Origin of the sequence: Streptomyces sp. NPDC002935 (assembly GCF_040611295.1) — a bacterium.
In the GTDB taxonomy this organism is placed as follows: domain Bacteria; phylum Actinomycetota; class Actinomycetes; order Streptomycetales; family Streptomycetaceae; genus Streptomyces.
Map to the genome: position 1 here is coordinate 71546 of NZ_JBEXNW010000037.1, position 19505 is coordinate 91050.

Below are 19505 nucleotides of genomic sequence, written 5' to 3' on the forward strand. Positions count from 1 at the left end.
CGGGGGGCCTTTCATGGACGCAAGTGGATTCGAGTCCCTCAGCGGGAAGGTCGACCTCCCCTTCCCCGAGTACGACAAGCCGCCGGCGGAGCCTCTCCAGCTCGTGCGCAGCTGGCTTTCCCAGGCACGGGAAATCGGAGTCCGCGAGCCCAGCGCGCTGGCGCTGGCCACCGCGGACTCCCGCGGCCGCGCCTCCAACCGGGTGGTCGCCATCACCGAGGTCACCGACCTCGGTCTGGTGTTCAGCAGCCACAGCTGCAGCCAGAAGGGACGTGAAATCGCTGCTACGGGGTGGGCGTCGGGTTTGCTGTACTGGCGAGAGACCGGTCAGCAGATCATCGTCTCCGGTCCGGTCGAGCTGCTGCCCGACGCCGAGTCGGACGCCCTGTGGTCCGCCCGGCCGATTCCGTTGCACGCCATGTCGACGGTCACCGAGCAGAGCGAGCCGCTGGAGGACGTCGAGACTCTGCGCGCCAGGGCACGCAGCCTGGAACTGACCGGGGAGCCCCAGCCACGGCCGGAGTTCTTCGTCGGCTACCGGCTGCGGCCCGACGTCGTCGAATTCTGGTCCGCGAGCTCGGACCGGCTGCACCGCAGGCTGCGCTATGACCGCGACTCGCTCGAGTGGCGTACGAGCCGACTGCAACCGTAGTCCCCGCTCCTTCGACAAACCCTCCTGGCGCTCACCGCCTTTCACCGCTTCGGCGGCGTCGTCGTCGTGCCCGGAAACACCCGACCCTTTCCATGAGGAAGAGACAATGCCTCTTACCGCAGACCAGATCCTGGATCTTCCGTTCGACGTCCAGCCCGATCCGGACGAGTTCATCCGCGCCGCCATGGAGTGGCACTTCAATCCCGAGACCGGCTGCAAGTTCTGGCTGGACCGAGCCGCCACTCTCGGCTTCGATCCGCGAGCCGATGTCAAGACGCACGAGGACCTCCGGCTCTTCCCGAACGTGGCCGCGGAGCTTCGTGACGTCCGTGGCGAGGACCTGATTCCCAGGGGATACGGAAATCAGCCCGACGTGATCGGATTCTTCGAAAGCGGCGGCACCACCGGCGCCCCGAAGCGGGTCGTCCTGATGCGGGACTGGCTGAACCGCATGGTGGGCTGGAGCAACGCGAACCTGGACCGTCACGGTGTGCCGCGCGGAGGGAACTGGCTGGGAATCATCCCGACCGGGCCGCACGTCGTGGGCACCCTGTTCCGGCAGCACGCCGTGACGCACGGCCGCCACGGCTTCACGATCGACCTCGATCCGCGCTGGGTGAAGCGGCTCATCGCCGAAGGTCAGTTCGGGCAGGTCGACGCCTACGCCCAGCACCTCATCGACCAGGCCGCCGAGGTCCTGCGGACGCAGGACATCGGCCTGCTCACCATCACGCCCCCGCTGCTGGAACGGCTGTCCAGGGACGAGAAGCTTGTCGCCCTGGTGAACGAGCGGGTGAAGTGCATCAGGTGGGGAGGCACTCAGATGGACGCCGACTCCCGGCACCTCTTCAAGACCGAGGTGTTCCCCGAGGTCGCGCTGTGCGGCGAGTACGGAAGCACGATGATCATCGGGGTCGCGGGCGAGCGCGCCGGGATCTCCGTCGACGACCCGTGTGTCTTCGACTCGTTCTCCCCCTACGTGACCTTCACGGTCGTCGATGCGAAGGGCCTTGAGCCGGTGCCCTACGGAGAGCGGGGCCGGGTGCTGGTCAACCACGTCAGCAAGTCCTTCCTGCTGCCCAGCAACCTGGAACGTGACCTCGCCACTCGGATTCCGCAGGTGAACGGCTTGGTCGGGGACTCGGTCGCCGACATCTCCACGGTCGCGGTCTTCGAGGACGAGGACGTCATCGAGGGGGTCTACTGATGATCGACCTGCCCGCGCTCGGAGCAACGGGTGCCTACCGCTCCAGGAACATACAGACGGTCACCGATGTGGCAGGCACTGCCCTCGCGGAACTGAGCCTCGTGCCGCCCTTGTACGTCAACCGCACCATGGCGGCGCTGCGCCGGAGCAGCATCATGCCGGCCGACGAACGGGCCGACGCGATGATCCGTGCGGCCAAGCTCTTCGCGACCGCGACGATCGACGGCCTGACCGTCGAGGAGTACCAACACGCTGTCAGCAGGGTCGGTGGCGTCCCGATCTCCTCCGTCGTCACGGCGACCACGACGGTCGCCGAGCGGGTGGCGAAGGCTCATGCGAGCGTCCAGTACGCGCGCCCACGGGGGGCGGTCGACAACTGGCGCGATCCGCTGACGCGGACCGGGCGTTCGGTGTGGACACGGCGCGGAGACGTGTTCGCCGTGCACGCCGCGGGCAACCACCCCGGCACCCACAGCATCTGGCCGGAGGCACTGGCGCTGGGCTACCGCGTCGCGGTCCGCCCGTCGAGCCGCGATCCCTTCACCCCGCACCGGCTCGTGGCGGCACTGCGGAGCGCGGGATTCGCCGACGACCAGGTGGTGCTCCTGCCCACCGACCACGCCGGTGCCGACGCCATCCTGCGCGGCGCCGACCTGGGAATGGTGTACGGCGGCGAGGAGGTGACCCGCAAGTACGGCGAGGCCGCGACGGTGCTGCCGCAGGGGCCGGGCCGGTCGAAGATCCTCATCACGGCCGACGTGGACTGGCGCGACCACCTGGACGTGATCGTCTCGTCCGTGAGCGGCCACGGCGGGACCGGATGCGTGAACACGACAGCCGTCTTCGTGGAGGGCGACCCGACTCCGCTCGCCGAGGCGGTCGCGGCGCGGTTGTCCGCCGCGACCCCCTTGCCGCCCGAGGACGACAAGGCCGTACTCCCCGTACAGCCGGTCGCGGTCGCCAAGGCGATCGAGACGCACCTGCTCAAGAAGGCGGCCGGCGCCCGGCCCTGGCTCGGCGGCGACGGCGTCGTGGGCGAACTCGGGGACGGGAGCGCCGCGTTGCTGCCCGCCGTCTTCCAACTCGACGATCCGGCCGCTCCGCAGGCAGGGGTGGAACTGCCGTTCCCGTGCGTGTGGATCGCGCCGTGGACACCCGAGGCCGGCACGGAACCGCTGAAGAACACGCTCGTGCTCAACGCGATGACCCACGACAGCCGGCTCATCGACCGCCTGCTCGGCGAGCCGACCATCAGCAACCTGTACCTGGGAAGCCAGCTCACCCACTGGATGGATCCCTCGGTACCGCACGACGGCTACCTGGCCGACTTCCTCATGCGGAACAAGGGTGTCATCCGGAACTGAAAGTGGTTCCGGCAACGCTCACGTTCGCACCGTGAGCGCGGTTCCGATGTCGCCCGCGGCGGCTCGCCACCGGGACGCTCCCTCCCACTCCAGCGAGATCGAAAGGGTCATACCTTGTCCCACTCCGTCGAACCGGCCGACGTTCTGATCGTCGGCGGCGGGTCGGCCGGCGCGGTGCTCGCCGCGCGCCTGAGCGAGAACCCCGCCCGGCGCGTCGTGCTGCTCGAGGCCGGGCCGGACTACGGCCCCACCCGGTTCCCCGACGCGCTGCTCGACGCCAACCGCATCGCCGATCTCGATCACGACTGGGGATACACCTCGCGGGGCGGACGACTGACCCCCTCGATGATCGCCCTGCGCGGCAAGGTGATGGGCGGGAGTTCCGCCGTCAACGCCGGCGCCGCCCTCCGTGCCCGCGCCCGCGACTTCGCCCGCTGGGCCGAGAACGGGCTCGACGACTGGAGCTTCGCCGACGTCCTGCCGTACTTCCGCGCCCTGGAGAACACCCCCACCGGCGAGGACGAGTTCCACGGGCGAAGCGGGCCGATGCCCGTGCGCCAGCTGACCGACTCCGAGCTGACCTCCGCGCATCGTGGCTTCATCGACGCCGCGGTCGCCCGTGGCCACAAGCGGATCACCGACTTCAACGGTGCCGAGCAGGACGGCGTCGGAGCCTTCGCGGTCAACGTCCTCGACGGGATCCGGCAGAACACCGCACTGGTCTACCTCACCGCCGAGGTGCGCGCTCGCCCGAATCTCACGGTGCACGGTGCCGTCACCGTCGACCGGGTCCTGTTCCGCGGTGGCAGTGCGACCGGAGTGGTCACCGCCGACGGGACCGTGCACCATGCCGACGAGGTGATCCTCTCCGCCGGGACCTACGGAAGCGCGGCGATCCTGCTGCGCTCCGGCATAGGCCCCGCCGGCGAACTGGCGTCGCTCGGCATCGAGCCCCTCGCCGACCTACCCGTCGGACAACACCTGCAAGACCACCCCTTCTGCCCCGCGGTCCATGCCCTCGCCCCGGGGCGAGGGGAGATGGCTCCGGCCCTCGGCGCGCTGCTGTGGACCGCGTCCAGCGAGGCCGCGGACGGTGAACTCGACCTGAACGTCGTCGCCGTGCATCCAGGCGGGGCTCCGTTCATGCCCGACGGCGGCGTCATCGCCCTGTCCACGGCTCTCGTGCTCCCCGAGGCGCAGGGCACGGTGCGCCTCACAAGCCGCGATCCGCTTGCCCAGCCCTTGATCGACCACAACTACCTCGGCACCGAGCGCGACCGCCGACGCATGCTCGAAGGCGTACGAATCGCCCGTGATCTGGCCCGTGACCCGGCACTCGCGCCGTCGCTCGCCGGGCTTCTGATGCCGCGCGAACTGCCCGACGACGCCGAGGAACTGACGCGGGTGATCGAATCCGGCCTCTCCATCTACGGTCACCCCACCTCGACCGCCCCCATGGGTGCCGCCGACTCGCCTCAGGCCGTCGTCGACTCCCGCGGAGCCGTGCACGGAATCGCCGCTCTGCGTGTCGTGGACGCCTCGATCATTCCGTACGTGCCCTCCAGCGTCACGAACCTCACCACGATCATGATCGCCGAACGCATCGCCAACCTCGTCTACAACCGCTGATGACCCTGGGCTGCCGAGAGGCCGGCCACTCACCTTGATGATTCCGGGGCCGAGCCCCGGGCCCCGCGTTCCCGCACGTCACCGCCGCTTCCCCTGGCTGAACTCGGTGGGAGTTCAGCCGAGGGAAGCCCGGCTCGGGGCGCGGCGAGCGCCGCATCCGATGGGTGCGGTGGTTCGGCGCACTTCACGCAGGCCAGGCCACGTCATCAGACCTCTGGTCGAGGAAAGGAGGCTCACGCTACGGATCTGCGGGAGCCGGGGGTGAGATTCCCCCGGGCCACCCGACATTTCGCACACTGCTGAAACCCTGGACTTGATCGACTGATGGAGGCTCCGAACCCGCGTCAGGCTGAATTGCTACGTCTGGGGCTGCTGTGCAGGAACGGACTGCAGGTTTTCAGGGTCCTCTGGACAGGACTTGTTTCGAGCATGCGGATGGAGTCCAGCGCGCTGAGCCTGTCGGCCAGGTAGTCATGCAGTTCACTGGGACTCTTGCACAAGACGAGGGCCACCAGGTTGGTCGGGCCGGTGGTAGAGGCCAGGAAGGCTAGTTCCCTGTGTTGGATCAGGGTGCTCGCTACCTGGTTCAGGTGCGCGGGGGCGACCGACATCCACAGCAGGGCTTGCGTGGTGATGCCGTATACCTCCGCACTGATCTCGACGTCGAAGGTGAGCATGCCGCTGGCCTGCAACGCAGCGAGTCGGCGCGTAATGGTCGAGGAAGACTGGCCGGTCTCGGCGGCGAGGTCCGTGTAGCTGATGCGGCCGTTGTTCTGCAACGCGGCCAGCAGGTGCCAGTCCGCCTGGGTCAGGGATGAGCGGAGCTTGGGCTCGTCGGCGTCATCCGACGAGTCGAGCGCTCGGCGCAGTTGTTCCTGCTGCTCGTTGGTGAGAGCGGTAGTGTGCCCCTGCCATGCGGTGGGACCGCCTAGATAGGTGTGCAGCAGGCGGTGCGCCGACACCTCGGCGATGTTGGCCACACGAGGGATCTCGCGGAACAGCAGCGCATGGTGCGCCGCGGAGTTCATGACGAAGCAGATTTCGGTTCCCCCGGACACGAGCCGCACCCAGGTGGTGTCGTCCCGCCGAGACAAGCTCTGCGCGACAGTCTGAGCGGTGTTCGGGCTGGCCGTGAGCCTCAGAATCCACTTACCACCTGATGGTTGCCGCGGGTTCACCACCCCGACAACGCGTAGCGACAGCTCGCTGCTCAGCCGCCCGTAGCGACGGGCGACTGTTTGCGTGGAGACGCCCAGAACCTCGGCGATCCGGCTGAACGGCGCCCGACCGTCGATACGCAGGGCATGGATGATACAGTGGTCCAATTCATCGACTGCGGGGACCGATGGCTCAGAAAAATCGCCCACTGGCCGTCTAGGGCCATGGACGCTCAGCAAGGATTGCTCAGCAAGGTTTGCGGCACAGGTTTCCCCCGAAATAGCCTGGGACAGGACCTCGTCAATGGGCTTGGCTGTCGGCGACGGCGTTTTTCGTCACCAGGGCCCCGGCGAGTTCCGTTCCATGGTGGTGGTCAGCCAGTTCTCGTGATCGGTCATGCTTTGCCGGACTTGGCGCGCGGGCATGGAGTCGCACAATCGTGATTTAAGGAATACGTGTTCGGCATCACCAGCCTGCCGGCCTCGGACGCGAGACCCAGCGAACTGGCGGTCCGTCAACAGCTGCACTGGTCCGCCGAGTTCCGGCATCACGTCCTGGATGACACCTTCGAGGAGGAGCGCCGCCAGGCCCGCACTGTACGCCTGCCGGGGAACCCCTCCACCCTGCACGACCTGGCATTCCAAGCGGTCAAGGCCGACCGATTCGGCAATATCGCCTGCAGCCGCTGCCACTACACCAGCCCTAGCCACTACACCAGCCCCCCGACCAGTTCATGAACTACTACGGACCATGACCATCACCACGAAGTGGACACCATAGGTCACTCGCCGGGGTCCTGACTCATCGCCAGGGCTCGGTCGGCGGAATCCACTAAAGGTTCGATACTTCGGGCGAGTGTACATGTTCTCGCTCTTCGTGGGTGCGGCGGTCCGCCCAGGGAGCTGACGATTAATAACTTCGGTGTTCTGTAGGGTGGTTGGCTCGTAGGATCCCGGTGTGATGGCGGGGATCGAGGCGGCGCTGGTGGAGAAGTTCGCACGGTTGCTGCCGCATCTGGATGAGCGACGTCGGCGTCTGGTACTCGGCGCGGATGCGCGGGCGCTGGGACACGGCGGGATCCGTGTGGTGGCGCGTGCCGCAGGGGTTTCGGAGGACACCGTCTCGCGCGGGGCGGCTGAACTGGACGCAGGGATGTCGCCCTCGGTGGGCGTGCGTCGGCCCGGGGCGGGGCGCAAGCGGCTGCGCGAGCACGACCCCGGCCTGGTAGCAGCGCTCTTGGCGCTGGTGGAGCCCGGGAAACGCGGAGATCCGGAGTCCCCCTTGCAGTGGACGACCAAGTCGACCCGCAAACTGGCCGCCGAGCTGTCGGCTCAGGGGTACCGCATCGGCGCGGACACCGTGGCCGCCCTGCTGAAGGAGGAGGGCTTCTCCCTGCAGGCGACCTCGCGGACCACCGAGGGTGCCCGGCATCCCGACCGGGACGCCCAGTTCCGCTACATCAACGACAAGGTCTGCGAGTTCACGCAGGCAGGCGAGCCGGTGATCAGCGTGGACACCAAAAAGAAGGAGGTGCCCGGCGACTACGCGGTGGCCGGTCGCGAGTGGCACCACGCCGGTCAGCCCGTGCAGGTCCGCGCGCACGACTTCCAGGAGAAGGCCGCGCAGAAGGCGGTGCCCTACGGGATCCACGACCTGGCCGCGGACGCCGGGTGGGTCTCGGTGGGCTGCGACGGGGACACTGCGGCGTTCGCCGTGGCCACTCTGCGCCGCTGGTGGGAGGCGGAGGGACGGGCCCGCTACCCGGACGCGACCCGGCTGCTGATCACCGCGGACGCCGGCGGGGCGAACGGCTACCGGGTGCGGGCCTGGAAGAAGGAGCTCGCCGACTTCACCTACGCGGCCGGCCTGGAGGTCACGGTCTGCCACTTCCCTGCGGGGACATCGAAGTGGAACAAGATCGAGCACCGCCTGTTCTCCCGGATCAGCACCAACTGGCGCGGCAGGCCGCTCACCAGCCATGAAGTCGTCGTCAACACCATCGGCGCGACCACGACCCGCACCGGGCTCACCGTCCGCGCCGAACTCGACCCCGGCGCCCACCCGACCGGCACCACCGTTCCCGACCACGTCATGGACCGGCTCCCCCTGGAGCCGCACGAGTGGCACGGCACCTGGAACTACAGCATCCGACCCGAACCGCTTGGCCCCGAACCCCCGCGCCCGTCACCGGAGTTCGGCCGCTTCCCCGCGGGGGACAAGGCCCCCGCATGGCTGCTCCATCCCAGCCTGACCGGCATGGAGCCCGCCGCCTGGCAGACTCTGCTCGGCCGCTACCGCGACTACCTGGACGAGCACCCGCCGATCATCCCCGGCAAGAAGACCGGCCCCGGCACCGGCAGCCACTACCTCTCCATCGCCGACCGCCTCTTGGTCTGCGTCCTCAAGACCCGCTGGTCCCTGCCCCAGCCGCCGCTGGCGTCCCTCCTCAGCGTCTCCAAGGCCATGATCGGCGCCGCCGTCCGCGACGTCGGCCGCGACCTCGCGGCTCTCGGGCACACCGTACCCACTGGTGCCATCACCGTGACCACCGCCGAGCAACTCGCCGCCATCGCCGGACACACCCTCGTCCCGGAGAGCACCAAGATCCCGAAGTAATTTTCCGGCAGCTCCCAGGGCTCAGCCGGGGAGCGCAGGAACGTAGCCCAACTCGGTCCGTTACGTCGTGGGGCCGGGTCGATACCGTGCCTCTTGAGGATCTCCCAGACGGTGGAGGGCGCCACCGTGATCCCGAGACCTGCCAACTCCCCGGTGATGCGGCGATACCCCCAGCCGTCGTTCTCGCGGGCCATGCGCAGCACGAGCCTCGCGATCGAGGGATGCCGGCGCGGACGCCCCGGGTTCTTGCGCCGCGAATTCTCCGCCCAGCGTCGTTTCACCCGGTCCTGGTGCCATTTGAGGATCGTCGCGGGGTTTACGGGAAGTCGCAGGCCCGCGTGCCGGGCTCGAGGTATCAGAGCCAGGAACGCGGCGAACAACGCCCGATCAGCCCATGTCAGCTTCGGGCGCGCGGTCACGCGACGCTCGAGCAGCGCGACCTGGTGGCGAAAGAGAAGGATCTCCGCGTCTTTCCAGGCCGCCGAACGCCGTGAGAGCCGCAGCCATTGTCGGCAAGCACAGGAGGAGTTGGTTCGGCCGCCGCCCGTAGGGTTTCAAGACTGCTTCACCGAGCCTGAGTCGAGCTTCCTTCGCTGAACTCCCGTCGAGTTCGGCGAAGGAAGCGGCGGTGACATGCAGGAACGCGCGGCCTGGGGCTGGGCCCCAGAGTAAGCATCGTGATTAATCATGAAAACTCGAAGAATTCACGAATCGAGGTTCACGAATAATCGAGGTCAGCCGACCGGCGTCTCACTGGTCGCGATGAGCCTGCGGTATTCCTTGGCGTTCAGGGCGATGTCCTCGTCCGACGGGTCGAAGATCATGCCGTAGACGGAGTGAAAGCCCTGATAGTCAAGCTGGCAGAACTCCAGCGTTTGAGCGACCGGGGCGAGGTACTCCTCGAGGGTCCGTCGGGCGAGGCCTTCCGCGGCGTAGGTCTCCAGGGTGCTGCCGACCGTGACGGCCAGCCAAGCCTTCTTGCCCTGCAGCGCGGAGGGGGAACCGTCGAAGGTGAAGGCGAAACCGTGAACCAGCACCGCGTCGAACCAGGCCTTGAGCAGCGGGGTTACGCTGTACCAGTAGACCGGGAACTGGAGAACGACGGTGTCGTGCTCGCGCAGCAGCTGCTGCTCGCGTGCGGCATCGATCTTGAAATCGGGGTAAGTCTGGTAGAGGTCGTGGACGGTGACGTTGTCCAAGTCCTTGATCTCGGCGAGCCAGGTGGCGTTGCCACGGGATTCCGTGAGGTTCGGGTGGGCGACAATGACGAGGGTGCGATTGGTGGTCACTGACTGTTCCATTTCTCGTGTAGGACGCGAACCCGTGTGCGTCCTCACTGTCAATGTTGGCGAGCGGGTCGGGCGTGTCCGCGGTCATGCGTTCTTCTCGAGCGCTTTGAAAGGGCGATCGTTTCGGAACGAGCGGCTGTGTCTCTGTAAGTAAAGGCGGTCGGTGATCCGAGCGGCGTTTGTCACGCAGTATTGACGGACTCGTTCCACCGGCGACCGTCCGGGTGGTGGATATTCACGCACAGCCCCAACGCCCCTGCCGCACAGCCGCCTTCGTACAGCTGCTGACCTGATCCGCGTCGCAACACGTCTCTGGACTCGCCGAGTTGAGTATCCGCGCGAGCGCAGCTGAGTACCCGGGCTCAGGATTCGCCGGCTGTCCGGCGGAGAGAGTGGGGACACACCAGCCGACTGGAGACAATCGTGCCCATGCCCCGCAGAACGAGCCGGTCCACCGCCGTCAGCCGACCCGGAAGGGTCCGCGTCGTTGCTGTTGCTCTCACCAGCGCGGCAGCCGCCGTGGCGCTCACCGGATGTTCCGGCTTCGAGTACCAGGAGGACATCTGTAGCAACGGCGAGTATCCCGTCATGACCGTGGGCGCCACCGGCTCCGCGTGTGTCTCGGACAGCAAGGAGCCACCAGCAGGATTCGTGCGCTACCCGCAGGGCAAGGTGCCGAAGCAGGTCGACGACAAGTGGGACGTGTACTGGCGTACTCACACGCTCAGCAAAGACGGCGACATCGTCGACGCACCGGACGCGGGCTGACCCGTTACCCGTCCAATCGCCGTTACCCGCGCAGGGCAAGCCTTGCCTCCAGGAGCTGTTCCAGGACGTCCACCGGCGACTGCGGTGACATCCGATTGCTTTGGGGGCTACGGGACTTACGGAACGGTGACCCCTGTCCGGGCCGACTCGGGCCTGGTGCCGGGCCGTCCTAGAATCGCCGGGGACATGGCGCCGTGGCGTCATGGCGACTACGCCGACATGGGGGCGATTGTGGGGGGCGCAGGAGTTCCGCCCGACGACGTGCTGACAGCGCGTCTCCAAGCGGGTGATGAGGAGGCCTTCGGGCTGGTACTGGACGCCTGGTCTGCGGGCATGGTGCGGTTGGCCATGTCTTTCGTCTCGACGCGGGCCACTGCCGAGGACGTCGTCCAGGAGACGTGGCTCGCGGTGATCCGCGGGATCGACGGCTTCGAGGGCAGGTCGATGCTGAAGACCTGGGTCTACCGGATCCTGGTCAACATCGCCCGGGCACGCGGGGCCAAGGAACATCGGACGGTGCCGTTCACGAGTCTGCTGCCGGAGGACGAGGGGCCGACCGTCGATCCGTCGAGGTTCCAGGCGGCCGACGATCCGCACCCGAGCCACTGGACATCCGGTGGGAAACCGAAGCCGTGGGAGACTCCTGAGGGGCAGGCGCTGCGCGGGGAGGCCCGGGCCGTGATCACAGCGGCGCTGGCCGAGCTCCCGGCTCGGCTGCGGACCGTCATCACCTTGCGCGACGTCGAGGGGTACGAGTCGCAGGAGGTGTGCTCACTTCTTGGGATCTCGCCCGGAAACCAGCGGGTGCTGCTGCACCGGGCGCGGGCCGCTGTCCGTGCCCGGCTGGAAGACTACTTCGCGGGCGCGCAGCCGTTGGCGCTGCGCAACGGCGGGAGCGGGAGGACCTGAGCTCATGAACTGCGACGAATTCGTGGATCTGGTCACGGCGTTCCTCGACGGCGCGCTCTCCGCGGAGGAAGAGGCCCGCTTCGTCGAGCACCTCGCCCTGTGCGACGGGTGCGAGACGTATCTCGCCCAGTTCCGGCGGACCATCACCACACTGGGCGAACTTCCCGCCGAGTCGATCTCGGGAGAAGCGCGGAGCAAGCTCCTGACCGCGTTCAAGGACTGGCAGCAGCAGAGCTGAGGAAGAGTTCGTCGGCGCCGGCGGTCACCGCGCCCTGGGAGCCGAGGCCGGCGCCGCTTCCCTTACCACCGGTGGCGAACGATCCGATCGGCGATCCGTCGGACCGGAATCCGAGCACGGCGTTGCCGTCGGCCGCGTTGCTCTGCACATAGATGGTGGCTGCGCCGTTCCCGTAACGCTCATCGCCCTGTCCTCGATCGGCCGCGAGCGCCGGTGCCGTGAACGCGGTCGCTCCGACGACCGAAGCGGCGGCCGCCGCGCTGCCCATCAGGGTGCGCAACGTGCTTCTTCTGGAAATCACTGTGCTCCTCCGGCTGTTGGCCATGGGCTGCGGCAACAGCTCAGTATCCGAATGCGGCCGGGCGTTACATGTGGCGCCAGGGTCCGACCGGCCCGGGCGCGAACGGTTCGAGAGTCGCTTGTAACGCTTGGCTCGCCGGCCGCACTGAGGGGGCATGAGCCATGACGACCTGCGTGCGCTGTTCCTGAACTGCACGCTGAAGAAAAGCCCCGAACGCAGCCACACACAGGGCCTGATCGACCTCAGCTCGCAGATCATGAAGAAGCAGGGCGTCGAGGTCGAGCACGTACGAGCGATCGATCATGAGATCGCCACCGGGGTGTGGCCGGACATGACCGAGCACGGCTGGGAGCGCGACTCGTGGCCGGCGCTCTACCAGCGGGTGATGGCCGCCGACATCCTCGTCATCGCCGGGCCGATCTGGCTGGGTGACAACAGCTCGGTCGCCAAACTGGTCATCGAGCGGCTCTACGCCTGCTCGGGCCTGCTCAACGACGCCGGTCAGTACGCCTACTACGGGCGCGTGGGCGGCTGCCTGATCACCGGCAACGAGGACGGCGCCAAGCACTGCGCCATGAACGTCCTGTACAGCCTGCAGCACCTGGGATACACGATCCCGCCGCAGGCGGACGCGGGCTGGATCGGGGAGGCCGGGCCGGGCCCCTCCTATCTCGATGCGGGCTCCGGCGGTCCCACCAACGACTTCACCAACAGGAACACCACGTTCATGACGTGGAACCTGATGCATCTGGCCCGGCTGCTCAAGGACGCCGGTGGCGTTCCGGCGCACGGGAACCAGCGGTCGCAGTGGGACGCCGGATGCCGGTTCGACTTTGAGAATCCGGAATATCGCTGAGTCAGCAACGAAAGGCTGAAAGAAGATGACCACCGAGACTGTCCCCACCTGTGCCTACCCGGGCTGCACCAACCCGCCCGAGCCGCCCGCACCCGACGCGCAGGGTCCGGCGTCCCGCTATTGCGAGCACCCCGACCACAACGCGCTCGGCGCGTTCAGGAAGTTCCGCGCCAAGCGGACACAGCGCAAGGAGGACAAGCGCGCGGCAGCCGCAGCCAAGAAGGCCGCCGAGGAGGAGGCGAAGGACGGCCAGGAGCCGGTCGTCGAGCCTTCTTCGCACGCCGCCTTCGAGCAGGTCGCCGCTCCTGGAGTGGCGCCGAATGCACTCGGACAGATGCCCGCCATGGCCGCGGTACCTCAGGAGCTCGGACAGGCTCCCGCCACCGAGGCGTTCGACCAGGCGTCGATGGCATCCGTAACCGACGAGCTCTCCATGCCGGGCGTCGACGGGACCCGTGCCGCGCAGTCACGCGACGCCCTCGTCGCGCTCATCAGCCGGCTCGCCACCGACCTGCCCGCCTACATCGAAGAGCTGGCGATCATCACGGACTCCGCGGCGGCCGAGGCCCGGATCGAGACCGTCACCCGCGCCTGTGCCCAGCGCATCCTGGCCGCCGAGCGGCGCGCCACGCTCGCTGAGGAGGCGGGCGACATGGCCGTCGCCCAACTTGACTCCGCAGAACAGAAGTTCGCCGAGGAAACCGCTGCGATCCGCACGGAGACGGCCCGCCAGGTGGCAGACGCCGAGTTCGTCCGGGCCGAGTTGGAGCGCTACCGCGAGCGGGTCGGCATGCTCGAGGTCAGGCTCGATGCCATCCGCGACGAGGCCGATGAGCTGCGCCGCGGGAAATCCACGCTCTCCATCGAGCTCGAGCGCCTGCGCCCCGCGAAGCAGGACTGACGTCGGCGAAATGCTCCTGCTGGATCCGGCCTCCGCCTTGACCGCGACGTGACAGCAGCCGCGGTCGAGGCGGAGGCTTCGCTCTCTCAGAAACGGAAACGGAAACCTCATGTCCCGAACCAAGCGCCTTGTCCTCTGGGGCAGCACCGCGGTGATCGTCCTCGCGCTGGCCGTCGGGCTCTGTCTCTTCCAGCCCTGGCGGCTGTTCACCACGACGCGCGTGGACGAGGCCGCTCCCTTGGCCACCGGCCGGCAAGGGGCCGTACAGGCCGAGCAGTTGGGGACCGGCGACTTCATCTCCCACGAGCACGAGACCAGCGGCTCGGCGGAGATCCTGCGGCTCGCGGACGAGAAGGCGGCACTGCGCCTGACGAACCTGCGCACCTCCGACGGCCCGGCCCTGCACGTATGGCTCACCGACCAGCCGGTCGAGCAGAACGGCGGCGGCAACCTCGACGACGGCAAGCACATCGACCTCGGCGACCTCAAAGGCAACGAGGGCAGCCAGAACTACGCGATCCCGCCGGGCACCGACCTGAACACGTTCTCCACGGTGACGATCTGGTGCGAACGCTTCAGCGTGTCGTTCGGCGCGGCCGAGCTGGAGCAGCGCGCCTGAGAGACCCAGGTCGCGGAAAGAAGCGGCAGGAACCGGAGCTTCGCCAACCAGCTCGCCCAAGCGCTGTCCTGATGATGAGGTCCAGCATGACGAGTGGTTTCACAGGGCCCTGAGTGCTGCGACGGACGGAGCCGTCAGAGGGCCTCCGTGGCCGACGTACACGGTGGTGGGCTCGTGGCGGGCGACGGCACTCATGCTGCGGGCGGCGGCGTCCAGGTCCGTGGCGAACATCGGCTTGCGCGCGATGCGGGCTCGCATCATGCCGCCGGAGAGCGCATCGCCGGCCAGGATGCTGTGGTCGGGGAGGAGGACGCAGACCGATCCGGGGGTGTGGCCGGGGGTCACGAAGGACCGGCCGATTCCTCCGAAACGGGTCAGGTCCTCCGCGTCCTCGAGGACGAGGTCAGGCTCGATGGCCGGGATTTCGGCCTTGGCCAGCATGACCTTCATGAGCCGGGGCATGACACTGGTCGGCTGCAGGTCGACCCGGCCGCCGCGGCGGAGCTGGTCGGCGTCGTCGCGGTGGATGGCGATGGGTGCTCCGGTGGCCTCGCGCAGAGCGAGCGCCGAACCGCTGTGGTCCGCGTGGTGGTGGGTGAGCAGGATGAGTTTGACGTCGGCGGGGCGCAGGCCCGCGTCGGCGATCTGCTGGAGCATCGCGGGGGCCCGCCCGGCGACGCCGGTGTCCACGATCATGGCCCTGTTCTCGTCGGTGACGAGGAAGGCGGACGAGGCGACGTTCTTGACGGTGTGAACGGTCATGGCTTCTCCCGGGAAATGACTACGACGGGCGGGGCAGGTTCGTGCGTGGTGCCGGGCGTGCCGTGCGTCGGCCGACGGTGGTTGGCCGTCCGGTCGTACGGCTGCGGTGAGCAGGTCATCGGGCGGTGGCCTCGGCCTGTCCTGAGCGCTTGCCGGCTCCGGTTGCCGGGGCTGTCGTGAGGTGCAGCGCCGGCAGGCCGCGGCGACGGATCATCAACTCGGCGATCACGATGTTGGGCAGCCAGCACAGGAAGGGCAGTGGGGCGTACGCCTCCGTCAGGACGACGTCGAACCGGTTCTCGCCCTGGATGAAGGGCAGTTGGGCGAAGATCAGCACCCCGAACCACAGCCGCAGGGTGACCGCCGCATAGGTGAGCGCGAAGCTCCGGATCATCCACGCCTGATGGCTGCGGATGTCGCGCTCCCGGATGGCCTTGTAGCCACGCCAGGACGTCCATCCCCACAGCACCGCCAGCGACCCGAAGCCGAAGAACCCGAGCAGGCCCACCGTGCTGAACATCGACATCACGAACCCGCAGGCCGAGCCGATCCAGACGCTGACCAGGTAGGCGCGGCCCATCCCCCGGTGGACTCGGGGGCGGCGCCCACGCAGTCGCTTGGCGAACTGCCACGGGCCGAGCGCCAACGCCAGCCCGGCGAAGACGATATGGAAGTAGAAGGTCAGCTGGATCGGCAGCGCACGGGAGGCGTAGTCGGGCGCGAGGCCGACTTCCCGGTGCGCCAGCGAGTCGAGCGTGCCCTGGGCGTACTGACCCACGAAATAGCCGGAGACGGCCAGCGAGGAGAAGGCCACCCAGGTCCAGCTCCATCTTGAACTCCCGTGCCGCGAGCTCTTGTTGCTCTGTGCGGGGGGTGCGATGGAAGTCATCCGAACTCCTCATGTCGTCACGCCTCTGCGATGTAAACGGTTCTAACATAGCAGCCGATGTTAGAATCGGTAACATTAAGTGGGCGGCAGGGAAAGGCAGTTGATGGCTCGAGCGACGTACCACCACGGAGCATTGCGGCAGACGCTGATCGACGGAGCGCGGGAGATCCTCACCGAACGCGGACACGAACAGTTCAGCCTCAACGAGGTCGCCCGCCGGGCCGGTGTGAGCACCGCCGCGCCTTACCGTCACTTCAGCGGCAGGGACGAGCTCCTTGCCGCGGTGTCCGACCAGGGTTACGAGACGCTGCGCGACAGCCTGGCGAGGACCTCGGCGAGCGCGGTCGATGTGCGCGAGCGCCTGCTCCGTATGGCCGGGGCGTATGTGCGCTTCGCGCACGACCACCCCGACCTCTTCGTCACCATGTTCCGTGGTCGGCCGGTCGCGAGCCCGGCCGGTGTCGAGTCCTTCGAGGTGCTTCTGGCGGCCGTCGTGGACGCGCAGGCGGCCGCGCTCATCCCTGCCGGGCCGTCACCGGAGCTGATGGCCAGGTCCATCTGGGCCACCCTGCACGGCCTCGCGGTGCTCAGCCTGCGCCGGCCCCATCCGCGGTTCGGCCTGGACGAGTCCCCCGAGAGCCTTGCAGCGAACACCCTGTCGGCGATGTTCGGCTTGTAGAAGGCAGGGGTGCCGCCGGGCTACGGACCTGTGGTCGGGCTCAGGTCTTCAGGACGGTGTCGATGTGGTCCGCGAGCGCGGACCGCAGGGCCGCGGGCGTCATCTTCCGCTCGTCGATCAGATGCACCACCAGGTCGGCGCGGATGGCGGCCAGCAGTACGTGTGCGGTGAACTCCGCATCGCGGACCCCTGGCACCTGGTCCAGGTCCACGCGCAGGAGTTCGTGCCACGATCCGTAGTGTTCGGCCTGGTAGGGGCTGCTGAGTCCGGCGTCCTCCGCGGCCGACATCAGGTTCCGGTTCTCGATCTTGAAGCGCAGTGAGGCATCGAGAAGGTCCTTCACTCGCTGCCGGGGCGAACCTTCGGCCCCCTGCGCGTCCCGTACGGCTTGCTGCAGCGGCTCGAGGCGGGAGGCGATGAGCGCGCCGATCAGGCCCGCACGGTCGCCGAAGCGGCGGAAGAGCGTGCCCTTGCCCACGCCGGCGGCCGCGGCGATGTCGTCCATCGACACGCTCTTGGGGCTGCCGCTCCTGGCGAAGAGGGCGTCGGCGGCAGCCAGGACGGCCTCGCGGTTGCGCAGGGCGTCCGCGCGTTCTGTGCGCTGGGCCACGGGCCCTCCTTGTCGCGTGAAGCGGGTCATATCGTGTCGTCGAGCCAGTCGAAGATACGCGCTGCCGCCAGGCGGACGGCGCCAGGGTGGCAGTGGGCGTCACCGCCTTCTTGGAGCGCGGGGTCGTCGTGGAACATCAACTGCCGCATGACACCTCCCGTTCGACGAATGCACGGAACGTGCCGGGAGGCCGGCCGGTGACGCGCCGCACGGTGTCCGTGGTGCGGTCCTCGGCGCCGTCGGCGATGGCGCGGTCCAGGCCGGCCAGCAGGGTGGCGAACTCCAGCGGTATCTCGCCCGCCCAGCGGTCCCGCAGCTGCTCGAACGTCAGTTGCCGGTGCACCACGGGCCGGCCGATGGCCTCGGTGATGATCGCGGCGACGTCGTGGTAGCTCAGCGCCTGCGGCCCGGTGAGAACCAGGTCGGTGTTCGGGGCCTGTTCGTCGGTAAGGGCGCGTACGGCGACGGCGGCGATGTCCGCCGCGTCCACGAACCCGACGCGACCGTGCCCCGCCGCTGTCCAGATCGCGCCGTCCTCACGGATGGTGCGCGCATGGGGAGTTGCGCCGGTGAAGTTCTGCATGAACCAGGAGGGCCGCAGCACCGCCCACTGCTGGAACAGGCCGGGCAATGCCTGATGAACCTGCCCCACCGCCGGACCACCCGCAGGGATCGCCGACGAGCTGAGCAGCACCGCGCGGTGCACGCCCGCGTCGCGGGCCCGGCGGAGGAAGGGCAGCATGGCCGTGGCCGGGTCCGAGGAGCCGATGGGCGGGATGAGATAGACGCGGTCGACGCCGTCGAGGGCCTCGCCCCATTTTTCGGGGTCGTTCCAGTCGAAGCGGACCGCCTCGGCTTGTTCGACGGGTGTGGCGCGTCGGCTGGCGGCCTTGACGCGGTGGCCCTCGGCGATCAGACCGGCGGCGACACGGCTGCCGGTGGTGCCGGTGGCCCCGATGGTCAGGGTGACGCTGGAGGCACTCATCAGTTCGCTCCTACGAAGTCGACGCCGGGCTGCGACACGGCGAGAGGATTCCAGTAGTCGCGGTAGGAGGTGATGCGCCCGTCCTTGACGGTGACCACGGCGATGTATGTCATGTCGAAGAGGCTGCCGGATTCCACGAGGCGGCCGACCCCGCGCATCTCCACCACGATCGTCTCGGGAACGGCGGTCTGATGGATCTTCACCTCGGGGAAGTCGTGAAGGTCGATGTGGTCGGGGTAGTGGCGCATGTAGTCCGCGACGGCCTGCCGCCCCTCCAGCCGCTCGGGCCATCCCGGGGGCGCGAAGGGGAACTCCAGGACACCGTCCTCGTCCCACAGGTCCACCCAGCCGGGAATGTCCTTCTCCAGCAGCAGTCGCAGACCGTGGCGGTACAGCTCCGCGGCTGTCATGGGCACTGTCATGATCAAGGTTCCGTTCTGCTCGAAGACGCAGCGATACCGGACCGTCGGGTCACGACCTGCCGTCGCGAGAAGCTCGGCACGTACAGCAGGAACGACGGTCCCTCGCGACGGGACACCCGGCCCAAACGGACTGGCGGTCCGGATAGATGAAGCATACGGACCGCCAGTCCGTTTTCGCAAGGGTGATGGCGACCGGTGCAGCGGCCGGCCGTTCGGCGGCTCGCGGAACTTCGGCCCTTGACACGGCTGCCACTTCGGGCAACGGACGTAGACATCGTGCCGCGCCTCAGCGCCCTGGCGACCAAACCCACGCACCGCGCCGGGAGCCACTGGGGAGCCGGCTCACTCCCGGAGCCCCCCTCCGCACAGCTCTGCTCGTCGCCATGCTCCCTCGGCTGCCTTGGTCGCTCCGTAGAGCGCCATGCGCGGGTTGGGCTGGTAGCCGGCCACGCTCGCCACGTCGACCAGCACCCCGCGTCCCGCAGTGCGCACACCAGGACGGATGGGAACAAGGGGGGTCGGTCCCCAGGGGGCCGACCCCGTCGTCGTACCTCATGCCTCGTCGTCGTTCACCCACGACATGAGCTTGCGGAGCTCCTTGCCGGTGGTCTCCAGGAGGTGGTTCTCGTCCTGGGTCTTGTACTCGTTGTA

At 68.2% G+C, this 19505-nt stretch carries 23 protein-coding genes; 13 read left to right on the forward strand and 10 right to left on the reverse strand.

The window, feature by feature from the left end; genetic code table 11:
• Nucleotides 1-13 precede the first annotated feature (13 nt).
• The 4 genes from phzG (at nt 14) to ABZX90_RS35625 (ending at nt 4852) form a co-directional block, all read left to right on the forward strand.
• Nucleotides 14-652: a phenazine biosynthesis FMN-dependent oxidase PhzG gene (gene phzG, locus ABZX90_RS35610; protein WP_355211969.1), complete on the forward strand. Its 639-nt coding sequence runs from the start codon at nt 14-16 to the stop codon at nt 650-652.
• 106 nt (nt 653-758) lie between these two features.
• Nucleotides 759-1859, forward strand: a complete 1101-nt coding sequence (locus ABZX90_RS35615) for a phenazine antibiotic biosynthesis protein (RefSeq protein WP_355211972.1) — start codon at nt 759-761, stop codon at nt 1857-1859.
• A complete protein-coding gene (locus ABZX90_RS35620) occupies nt 1859-3223 on the forward strand; it encodes an aldehyde dehydrogenase family protein (RefSeq protein WP_355211975.1) in 1365 nt (454 codons plus the stop codon). Before ABZX90_RS35615 ends, ABZX90_RS35620 begins: the two co-directional genes overlap by 1 nt.
• Before the next feature lie 114 nt (nt 3224-3337).
• A complete protein-coding gene (locus tag ABZX90_RS35625; RefSeq protein ID WP_355211978.1) occupies nt 3338-4852 on the forward strand; it encodes a GMC family oxidoreductase N-terminal domain-containing protein in 1515 nt (504 codons plus the stop codon).
• Nucleotides 4853-5196: 344 nt separating this feature from the next.
• On the opposite strand, the gene ABZX90_RS35630 is transcribed toward ABZX90_RS35625, so the two are convergent.
• Entirely contained in the window at nt 5197-6177 is a 981-nt protein-coding gene (locus ABZX90_RS35630; RefSeq protein ID WP_355211981.1) for an AsnC family transcriptional regulator, read from the reverse strand.
• 288 nt (nt 6178-6465) lie between these two features.
• Between ABZX90_RS35630 and ABZX90_RS35635 the strand changes: the two genes are divergently transcribed.
• Together ABZX90_RS35635 and ABZX90_RS35640 are read left to right on the forward strand one after the other, a co-directional pair.
• A complete protein-coding gene (locus ABZX90_RS35635; protein WP_355211984.1) occupies nt 6466-6747 on the forward strand; it encodes a hypothetical protein in 282 nt (93 codons plus the stop codon).
• Nucleotides 6748-6970: 223 nt separating this feature from the next.
• Nucleotides 6971-8626, forward strand: a complete 1656-nt coding sequence (locus ABZX90_RS35640) for an ISAzo13 family transposase (RefSeq protein ID WP_355211987.1) — start codon at nt 6971-6973, stop codon at nt 8624-8626.
• A 734-nt stretch (nt 8627-9360) separates the two neighbouring features.
• Here ABZX90_RS35640 and ABZX90_RS35645 read toward each other — a convergent pair.
• Nucleotides 9361-9915 (reverse strand): NAD(P)H-dependent oxidoreductase, encoded by a 555-nt coding sequence (locus ABZX90_RS35645; protein ID WP_351134207.1) that lies wholly within the window; start codon nt 9913-9915, stop codon nt 9361-9363.
• A 429-nt stretch (nt 9916-10344) separates the two neighbouring features.
• Between ABZX90_RS35645 and ABZX90_RS35650 the strand changes: the two genes are divergently transcribed.
• The 3 genes from ABZX90_RS35650 to ABZX90_RS35660 all read left to right on the forward strand — a co-directional run bounded on the left by ABZX90_RS35650 (nt 10345) and on the right by ABZX90_RS35660 (nt 11830).
• Nucleotides 10345-10683, forward strand: coding sequence for a hypothetical protein (locus tag ABZX90_RS35650; protein WP_355211990.1), 339 nt, complete (start codon nt 10345-10347; stop codon nt 10681-10683).
• 261 nt (nt 10684-10944) lie between these two features.
• The gene (locus ABZX90_RS35655) at nt 10945-11592 is read left to right on the forward strand and encodes a sigma-70 family RNA polymerase sigma factor (protein WP_355211993.1); all 648 of its coding nucleotides are present in this window, start codon (nt 10945-10947) and stop codon (nt 11590-11592) included.
• 4 nt (nt 11593-11596) lie between these two features.
• Nucleotides 11597-11830, forward strand: a complete 234-nt coding sequence (locus tag ABZX90_RS35660) for a zf-HC2 domain-containing protein (RefSeq protein WP_351134213.1) — start codon at nt 11597-11599, stop codon at nt 11828-11830.
• Here ABZX90_RS35660 and ABZX90_RS35665 read toward each other — a convergent pair.
• Nucleotides 11805-12131 carry a hypothetical protein gene (locus ABZX90_RS35665; protein ID WP_355211997.1) on the reverse strand — a complete coding sequence of 109 codons (327 nt, stop codon included), beginning with the start codon at nt 12129-12131 and terminating at the stop codon, nt 11805-11807. The genes ABZX90_RS35660 and ABZX90_RS35665 overlap by 26 nt on opposite strands.
• A gap of 154 nt (nt 12132-12285) precedes the next feature.
• On the opposite strand from ABZX90_RS35665, the gene ABZX90_RS35670 reads away from it, so the two are divergent.
• The 3 genes from ABZX90_RS35670 to ABZX90_RS35680 all read left to right on the forward strand — a co-directional run bounded on the left by ABZX90_RS35670 (nt 12286) and on the right by ABZX90_RS35680 (nt 14507).
• On the forward strand, nt 12286-12987 hold the full coding sequence (locus tag ABZX90_RS35670) for a flavodoxin family protein (protein WP_355212000.1): 702 nt from the start codon (nt 12286-12288) through the stop codon (nt 12985-12987).
• Nucleotides 12988-13012: 25 nt separating this feature from the next.
• The gene (locus ABZX90_RS35675) at nt 13013-13888 is read left to right on the forward strand and encodes a hypothetical protein (RefSeq protein WP_355212003.1); all 876 of its coding nucleotides are present in this window, start codon (nt 13013-13015) and stop codon (nt 13886-13888) included.
• Between the two features lie 109 nt (nt 13889-13997).
• A complete protein-coding gene (locus tag ABZX90_RS35680) occupies nt 13998-14507 on the forward strand; it encodes a DM13 domain-containing protein (protein WP_355212006.1) in 510 nt (169 codons plus the stop codon).
• 99 nt (nt 14508-14606) lie between these two features.
• On the opposite strand, the gene ABZX90_RS35685 is transcribed toward ABZX90_RS35680, so the two are convergent.
• Together ABZX90_RS35685 and ABZX90_RS35690 are read right to left on the reverse strand one after the other, a co-directional pair.
• On the reverse strand, nt 14607-15269 hold the full coding sequence (locus ABZX90_RS35685; RefSeq protein WP_351134223.1) for an MBL fold metallo-hydrolase: 663 nt from the start codon (nt 15267-15269) through the stop codon (nt 14607-14609).
• A 115-nt stretch (nt 15270-15384) separates the two neighbouring features.
• Complete coding sequence (locus tag ABZX90_RS35690; RefSeq protein ID WP_355212010.1) at nt 15385-16158, reverse strand: DUF2306 domain-containing protein; 774 nt, start codon at nt 16156-16158, stop codon at nt 15385-15387.
• Between the two features lie 103 nt (nt 16159-16261).
• Between ABZX90_RS35690 and ABZX90_RS35695 the strand changes: the two genes are divergently transcribed.
• The gene (locus tag ABZX90_RS35695) at nt 16262-16837 is read left to right on the forward strand and encodes a TetR/AcrR family transcriptional regulator (RefSeq protein WP_351134227.1); all 576 of its coding nucleotides are present in this window, start codon (nt 16262-16264) and stop codon (nt 16835-16837) included.
• Between the two features lie 40 nt (nt 16838-16877).
• Here the strand turns inward: ABZX90_RS35695 and ABZX90_RS35700 are convergent, their stop codons facing one another.
• The 5 genes from ABZX90_RS35700 to ABZX90_RS35720 form a co-directional block, all read right to left on the reverse strand.
• A complete protein-coding gene (locus ABZX90_RS35700; RefSeq protein WP_351134229.1) occupies nt 16878-17447 on the reverse strand; it encodes a TetR family transcriptional regulator in 570 nt (189 codons plus the stop codon).
• A 26-nt stretch (nt 17448-17473) separates the two neighbouring features.
• Complete coding sequence (locus ABZX90_RS35705; protein WP_355212014.1) at nt 17474-17596, reverse strand: hypothetical protein; 123 nt, start codon at nt 17594-17596, stop codon at nt 17474-17476.
• A complete protein-coding gene (locus ABZX90_RS35710; RefSeq protein WP_355212017.1) occupies nt 17584-18432 on the reverse strand; it encodes an NAD(P)H-binding protein in 849 nt (282 codons plus the stop codon). Before ABZX90_RS35710 ends, ABZX90_RS35705 begins: the two co-directional genes overlap by 13 nt.
• On the reverse strand, nt 18432-18854 hold the full coding sequence (locus ABZX90_RS35715; RefSeq protein ID WP_351134235.1) for a nuclear transport factor 2 family protein: 423 nt from the start codon (nt 18852-18854) through the stop codon (nt 18432-18434). The genes ABZX90_RS35710 and ABZX90_RS35715 overlap by 1 nt, the downstream gene beginning before the upstream one ends.
• Nucleotides 18855-19196: 342 nt before the next feature.
• Entirely contained in the window at nt 19197-19346 is a 150-nt protein-coding gene (locus tag ABZX90_RS35720) for a hypothetical protein (protein WP_355212021.1), read from the reverse strand.
• Between the last annotated feature and the right edge of the window lie 159 nt (nt 19347-19505).

What these genes read in the sequence shown, in the direction of transcription:
- ABZX90_RS35640 (WP_355211987.1), top strand. Translation starts at nt 6,971, where the DNA reads ATGGCGGGGATCGAGGCGGCGCTGGTGGAGAAGTTCGCACGGTTGCTG.
- ABZX90_RS35690 (WP_355212010.1), bottom strand. Translation starts at nt 16,158, where the DNA reads ATGACTTCCATCGCACCCCCCGCACAGAGCAACAAGAGCTCGCGGCAC.
- ABZX90_RS35670 (WP_355212000.1), top strand. Translation starts at nt 12,286, where the DNA reads ATGAGCCATGACGACCTGCGTGCGCTGTTCCTGAACTGCACGCTGAAG.
- ABZX90_RS35705 (WP_355212014.1), bottom strand. Translation starts at nt 17,596, where the DNA reads ATGCGGCAGTTGATGTTCCACGACGACCCCGCGCTCCAAGAAGGCGGT.
- ABZX90_RS35680 (WP_355212006.1), top strand. Translation starts at nt 13,998, where the DNA reads ATGTCCCGAACCAAGCGCCTTGTCCTCTGGGGCAGCACCGCGGTGATC.
- ABZX90_RS35675 (WP_355212003.1), top strand. Translation starts at nt 13,013, where the DNA reads ATGACCACCGAGACTGTCCCCACCTGTGCCTACCCGGGCTGCACCAAC.
- ABZX90_RS35715 (WP_351134235.1), bottom strand. Translation starts at nt 18,854, where the DNA reads ATGACAGTGCCCATGACAGCCGCGGAGCTGTACCGCCACGGTCTGCGA.
- ABZX90_RS35650 (WP_355211990.1), top strand. Translation starts at nt 10,345, where the DNA reads ATGCCCCGCAGAACGAGCCGGTCCACCGCCGTCAGCCGACCCGGAAGG.
- phzG (WP_355211969.1), top strand. Translation starts at nt 14, where the DNA reads ATGGACGCAAGTGGATTCGAGTCCCTCAGCGGGAAGGTCGACCTCCCC.
- ABZX90_RS35660 (WP_351134213.1), top strand. Translation starts at nt 11,597, where the DNA reads ATGAACTGCGACGAATTCGTGGATCTGGTCACGGCGTTCCTCGACGGC.
- ABZX90_RS35695 (WP_351134227.1), top strand. Translation starts at nt 16,262, where the DNA reads ATGGCTCGAGCGACGTACCACCACGGAGCATTGCGGCAGACGCTGATC.
- ABZX90_RS35620 (WP_355211975.1), top strand. Translation starts at nt 1,859, where the DNA reads ATGATCGACCTGCCCGCGCTCGGAGCAACGGGTGCCTACCGCTCCAGG.
- ABZX90_RS35615 (WP_355211972.1), top strand. Translation starts at nt 759, where the DNA reads ATGCCTCTTACCGCAGACCAGATCCTGGATCTTCCGTTCGACGTCCAG.
- ABZX90_RS35710 (WP_355212017.1), bottom strand. Translation starts at nt 18,432, where the DNA reads ATGAGTGCCTCCAGCGTCACCCTGACCATCGGGGCCACCGGCACCACC.
- ABZX90_RS35685 (WP_351134223.1), bottom strand. Translation starts at nt 15,269, where the DNA reads ATGACCGTTCACACCGTCAAGAACGTCGCCTCGTCCGCCTTCCTCGTC.